Raw genomic sequence first — 5,795 nt, forward strand, 5'->3', positions numbered from 1 at the left:
TCGCGTGAGAGTTCACACACGGATGCCCGGGCTGGCGCGACATCCATCGGCGGTCACAGCGTCCGCTGGACACACGGAAGCGGGGCCCCGACCCGAAGGTCGGAGCCCCGCTCGCTAGCCGTGAGACTTACTCGTACGCGACGTAGTCGTTGTCTGCCGTGTACTGGTAGATGCCGATCGACGCCTCGGTCGGGTCGCCCACGTCGTCGAACGTGATCGGACCGGAGATACCGTCGTAGTCAGCAACTCCGCCGCCGTTGATGATCTCGGCGCACGCGGCGAACGTGGTGCACTTCTCACCGTCACCGGATCCACCCGAGACTTCCACCAGCTTGTCGGCGATCGCCGCGCCATCCGTGGAGCCGGCGGCAAGCGACGCCAGCGCGAGCAGGATGACGGCGTCGTACGACTCGGCAGCGTAGCTGAACTCGGTCAGCTCCTCGTTGCCCTCGTCGACCCAGAAGGTGTTGAGCGAGTCGGTGAAGTCGGTGATCGTGTCGATCGAAAGGCCGGGAAGCGTTCCCTTGGCTCCTTCGAGCGAACCACCCACGTCGATGCCGTTGCTGCCGAACTGCGACAGGTTGCCGTCGACGAAGTAGAGCTTGTCGGCGGGCACGCCTGCGGCGAACAGCTCGGGCAGGATCGTCTTGACCTCTTCGAACGTGATCAGAGCGATCGCGTCGGGGTTGGCCGCGACGACCTCCGAGACCTGAGCCGAGAAGTTCGTGTCACCCGTGTTGTACGTGGGCTCGGCAACGACGGTGCCGCCGGCTGCCTCGAACGCGTCCTTGACGAAGCTCGCAAGACCGGTGCCGTACGAGTCGTTGAGGACGATCATGCCCAGGGTCTGAGCGCCCGACTCGGCGATCAGGTTTCCGAGCACCTCACCCTGCAGGGTGTCAGACGGTGCCGTGCGGAAGTAGAGGCCGTTGTCGTCGTAGGTCGTGAACGCCGCCGAGGTGTTGGCGGGCGAGAACTGGATGACACCGGCGCCGACGACCTGGTCGATGAACTGCAGCGACGTGCCCGACGAGGCTGCACCGATGATGGCGGAGACGCCCTCGCCGAGCAGACGCGGGATCTCGGTCTCGTAGGCCTTGTTGTCGGTGTCACCCGAGTCGCCCTGGATCATCTCGATGGTCACGCCGGCGTTTGCGGCGTTCACCTCGGATGCGGCGTATTCGGTACCCGCGATCTCCGGCGGGCCGAGGAAGGCGAGGTTACCGGTGACAGGCAGCGCCGTGCCGATCTTGAGGTCGAGGGATTCGCTCGGCTCGGTGGTACCGCTCCCGCCACCGGAGTCGCCGGCGCAACCCGCCAGGAAGACCGCGCTGACACCGACCACGGCGATACCGCCGAGGATCGAGCCGGCGCGGGATCGTGTGAAGACGCCCATGATGCTCCTTGCTGTGAATGGATGCGGGCCGTCAAGCGCCCGCACAGTGCCAATAACCTATCCGCGGACTGGTCTCGCGTGTGTTGCGGTGCGTTAACGATGTGTAACGCCATCAGATCGTTACCTGGCGCAGGTATCCGTCGTGATCTGCGGAGCGGGAAGGGCACGGATAGGCGTAGTGTTGAGGTATATACCCCATGGGGGTATTATACACCGCCGAACGCGCACGGGAGGAACCCGCCATGACAAACCACGAATACCTCGTCACCGGAATGACCTGCGGCCACTGCGAGCACGCCGTGCGCGACGAGGTCTCGCAGATCCCGGGAGTAACGGCTATCGAGGTGAGCGCCGCGACGGGCCTCCTGACGGTCACCGCCGACGCACTCGACGACGACGCAGTACTGAGCGCTGTCGACGAGGCCGGATACCAGGCCGTGCGACTGTGACGACCCCCCTCGGCGTCGGCGGGGGCGGCTCCGCACCGATCGAGCTTCAGATCGGCGGGATGACGTGCGCCTCGTGCGCCGCGCGCATCGAAAAGCGGCTCAATCGGATGCCGGGAGTGTCGGCATCCGTCAACTACGCCACCGAGAAGGCTGTCGTCCACGTCGACGACGTCCCGGCCGACGGTGGCGAGGCGCGCGCCGATGCCGCAGCCCTCATCGCCGAGATCGAACGCACCGGATACACGGCGACCCTGCCCGCACCACCGGCCCCCGAGAGGGATGACACTGCGGCCGATCCCGAGCTCGCCTCGCTGCGTCAGCGTCTGATCGGTGCGGCGGTGCTGTCGGTGCCGGTGGTCCTGCTCGCGATGATCCCCGCGCTGCAGTTCACGTACTGGCAGTGGGCATCGCTCGCGCTCGCCTCACCCGTCGTCGTGTGGGCGGCGTGGCCGTTCCACCGGGCGACGGCGATCAACCTGCGCCACGGCGCCGTCACGATGGACACCCTCATCTCGATGGGAGTCTCGGCCGCCTACGTGTGGTCGCTGTACGCCCTGTTCTTCGGCGGGGCCGGGATGCCGGGCATGACGCACGGCTTCACATGGATCGCACAGCCCGGCGAAGCCGGAAACACGATCTACCTCGAGGTCGCCGCCGGGGTCACGACATTCCTGCTGCTGGGCCGCTACCTCGAGGTACGCGCGAAGCGGCGCGCAAGCCAGGCGGTTCGGGCACTCCTCGAGGTCGGCGCGAAGGATGCCGCGCTGCTGCGCGGTGGCACCGAGGTGCGCGTTCCCGTCGCGCAGCTTCGGGCCGGTGACGAGTTCGTCGTGCGCCCCGGCGAGCGCATTGCCACCGACGGGGTCGTCGTGTCGGGAACGTCAGCGGTTGATACCTCGACGATCACGGGCGAGTCGGTTCCCGTCGAGGTCCGCGACGGTGACACGGTCATCGGCGCGACAGTCAACGTCGGTGGTCGCCTCGTCGTGCGCGCTACGCGTGTCGGCGAGCAGACGCAGCTGGCACAGATGGCTCGCCTGGTCGAACAGGCGCAGGCGGGCAAGGCCGAAGTGCAGCGACTGGCCGACCGCGTCGCCGGGGTGTTCGTACCGATCGTCATCGTGATCGCCGTCGGGACCCTCGTGACCTGGCTCCTGCTTGGCGGCGGCACCGCGATGGCGCTGACGGCTGCGATCGCCGTGCTGATCATCGCCTGCCCGTGCGCGCTGGGGCTCGCGACACCGACAGCGCTCCTCGTCGGGAGCGGCCGGGGCGCGCAGCTCGGCATCCTGATCAAGGGTCCCCAGATTCTGGAGTCGACCCGGCGCGTCGACACCGTCGTGCTCGACAAGACCGGCACCGTCACCGAGGGGCGGATGACGCTCGTCGGTGTTGTTCCGGCGCCGGGCGAGGATGCCACCCAGGTGCTGCGCCTGGCTGGAGCGGTGGAGTCGGCATCCGAGCACCCCATCGCCCGGGCCATCGCAGGTTCGGCGGCGGCGGCCGGAGACCCGCTTCCCGAGGTGGCGTCGTTCTCGTCGGCGCCGGGCCGAGGAGCGACGGGGGTCGTCGAAGGCCACGCGGTGATCGTCGGATCGCTGGGATTGATGGCCGACTGGTCAGTGCATCCGGATGCCGAGATCACGGCATCCGTCGAGCGCGCCGGAGCGAACGGCGCGACCGCTGTCGTGGTCGCGTGGAATGGGAAAGCTCGCGGCATCCTGGCCGTCGCAGACTCGGTGAAGCCCTCGAGCAGGGAGGCCGTCACCCGGTTGCGCACGCTCGGACTCGAGCCGATCCTGCTGACCGGTGACCATGAGGCCGTGGCGCGGCGCGTGGGCGACGAGGTCGGCATCCGCGAGGTGATCGCGGGCGTGCTGCCGGCCGAGAAGTCAGCACAGATCGAGGCTCTTCAGGCCAGCGGCCTGGTCGTGGCAATGGTCGGCGATGGCGTCAACGACGCCGCAGCGCTCGCGCAGGCAGACCTTGGCATCGCGATGGGCACGGGTACAGACGCCGCCATCGAGGCATCCGATCTGACGCTCGTGCGCGGAGACCTCCTCGGTGCGGTCGATGCCATCCGGCTGTCGCGCGCGACGCTGCGGACGATCCGTGGGAACCTCTTCTGGGCGTTCGCGTACAACGTCGCGGCGATTCCGCTGGCTGCCCTGGGGCTCCTGAACCCCATGATCGCCGGGGCGGCAATGGCGGCATCCAGCGTCTTCGTCGTCGGCAACAGCCTGCGACTGCGCCGCTTCCAGAGCATCGACCCGGCAGTCGCCCCGTCACGCACACGCACGAAAGAACGGAGCCCGCGATGAGCGACACTCTCGAGACCACCCCGCACGAGGGCGGAGCGACGGATGACGAGCACGGTGCTCACGAGCCGGAGGCGCACCACGGGTACATCGGCGACAAGCAGCGGTATCTGAACCGGCTGAAGCGCATCGAGGGGCAGGCCCGCGGCATCCGTTCGATGGTGGAGGACGAGAAGTACTGCATCGACATCCTGACGCAGATCAGCGCGACCACTGCCGCGCTGGAGTCGGTCGCCCTCGGGCTTCTCGAAGACCACCTGCGTCATTGCGTGGTGGATGCCGCGCGCCAGGGCGACGAGCAGGCCGAGGAGAAGATCCGCGAAGCCTCGGCAGCCATCGCCCGCTTCGTGCGCTGACCTCGGCGCGGCCGCGGGCCGCGTCAGCTGTATTCGGCGACGTCGCTGACGCCGCGCGCACGGCGCGCGAACACGATCGAGTCGACGGTCAACACTGCCAACGCGACCCAGACCAATCCGAAGCCGATCCAACGTTCCGGAGGCATCGGCTCACCGAGGATCCAGGCCCCCGTGATGAACTGCATGATCGGGGCGATGAACTGCAGCAGTCCGACCACGGTGAGCGGCACGCGCCGCGCTCCGGCGGCGAACAGCAGCAACGGCACGGCTGTCGCGGCGCCCGCGAGGCTTACCAGCACGACATGCCAGACCCCGTATGCGCCGGCGGTGAGACCGCTCGTCAGCGACGTGACCACCAGCAGCACGATCGCGACCGGCGTGAGCCACGCCGACTCGAGGGTGAGGCCGCTGACGGCATCCACCGACGGCCCGATGCGCTTCTTGATCAGGCCATAGACGCTGAAGGATGCCGCGAGCGTGAGAGCTACCCACGGCACCGAGTTATAGCCGACGATCGTGACGATCACAGCGATGCCTGCGATCGCGATGGCGATCCACTGCGTCACACGCAACCGCTCGCGCAGCACGATGACACCGAGCAACACCGTGGCGATCGGGTTGATGAAGTAGCCAAGGCTCGTCTCGATGACGTGACCCGAGAGGGTCGCGAGGATGAACACCTGCCAGTTGATGTAGATGACAGCTCCCGCCAGCGCCGTCCAGCCGAGCAGGCGCGGCTGCCGCACGATCGCGAGGAACGGCCGCCACGCGCGCATGACGGTGAGTAGGAAGATGCAGAAGACGAGGGAGAGGAGGATGCGCCATCCCACCAGCTCCCAGCCCGTGATCGGGGCCAGCAGGATGAAGTAGAGCGGGAGGAAGCCCCAGAGGAAGTAGGCCGAGAACGCGAAGATGCCACCGACGAGCCGCTCGCGGGCAGCCTCTACCGGCGTTTCGCTGGCGAGCTGCGCAGCATCCGACCCGGCGATCTCTGCCGCACCGGATGCCGGAATGTCACCGGTCACTGGCGCGGAACCCCTGTCTCCCGGATTCGATTCGCGCGTCACCTATTCAGACTAGGGCGCGCCGACGACACCACGGCGCACGTCCGACGAGCGCGGACAGAGCTCGACGGCCGAATCCCGGCCGATTCCTGCCATGCCCCGCGAGGCGAGGGACCGTCCCCGGCCACAACAAGAGACGGGGCCCGGATGCCACAGCATCCGAGCCCCGTCGAAGAGTTGTCGACTCAGCGGACGACGACCGCCAGCACGTC

General features: G+C 67.8%; 5 protein-coding genes. 3 read left to right on the plus strand and 2 right to left on the minus strand.

Annotation, left to right across the window (positions count from 1 at the left end):
- Positions 1–127: 127 nt before the first annotated feature.
- A complete protein-coding gene (locus Q1V87_RS14460) occupies positions 128–1,396 on the minus strand; it encodes an ABC transporter substrate-binding protein (RefSeq protein ID WP_292709860.1) in 1,269 nt (422 codons plus the stop codon).
- Between the two features lie 242 nt (positions 1,397–1,638).
- Here Q1V87_RS14460 and Q1V87_RS14465 point away from each other — a divergent pair, with 242 nt between their 5' ends.
- Genes Q1V87_RS14465 through Q1V87_RS14475 form a run of 3 tightly spaced genes read left to right on the plus strand, consistent with a single transcriptional unit; the run spans position 1,639 to position 4,519 of the window.
- The gene (locus tag Q1V87_RS14465) at positions 1,639–1,845 is read left to right on the plus strand and encodes a heavy metal-associated domain-containing protein (RefSeq protein WP_300594355.1); all 207 of its coding nucleotides are present in this window, start codon (positions 1,639–1,641) and stop codon (positions 1,843–1,845) included.
- Positions 1,842–4,166: a cation-translocating P-type ATPase gene (locus tag Q1V87_RS14470; protein WP_300594358.1), complete on the plus strand. Its 2,325-nt coding sequence runs from the start codon at positions 1,842–1,844 to the stop codon at positions 4,164–4,166. Before Q1V87_RS14465 ends, Q1V87_RS14470 begins: the two co-directional genes overlap by 4 nt.
- The gene (locus tag Q1V87_RS14475) at positions 4,163–4,519 is read left to right on the plus strand and encodes a metal-sensitive transcriptional regulator (protein WP_300594361.1); all 357 of its coding nucleotides are present in this window, start codon (positions 4,163–4,165) and stop codon (positions 4,517–4,519) included. Before Q1V87_RS14470 ends, Q1V87_RS14475 begins: the two co-directional genes overlap by 4 nt.
- A 23-nt stretch (positions 4,520–4,542) precedes the next feature.
- Here Q1V87_RS14475 and rarD read toward each other — a convergent pair whose 3' ends face one another.
- Positions 4,543–5,433, minus strand: coding sequence for an EamA family transporter RarD (rarD, locus tag Q1V87_RS14480; protein ID WP_300594364.1), 891 nt, complete (start codon positions 5,431–5,433; stop codon positions 4,543–4,545).
- Between the last annotated feature and the right edge of the window lie 362 nt (positions 5,434–5,795).

Origin of the sequence: Microbacterium sp., from assembly GCF_030149085.1 — a bacterium.
Lineage (GTDB): Bacteria > Actinomycetota > Actinomycetes > Actinomycetales > Microbacteriaceae > Microbacterium.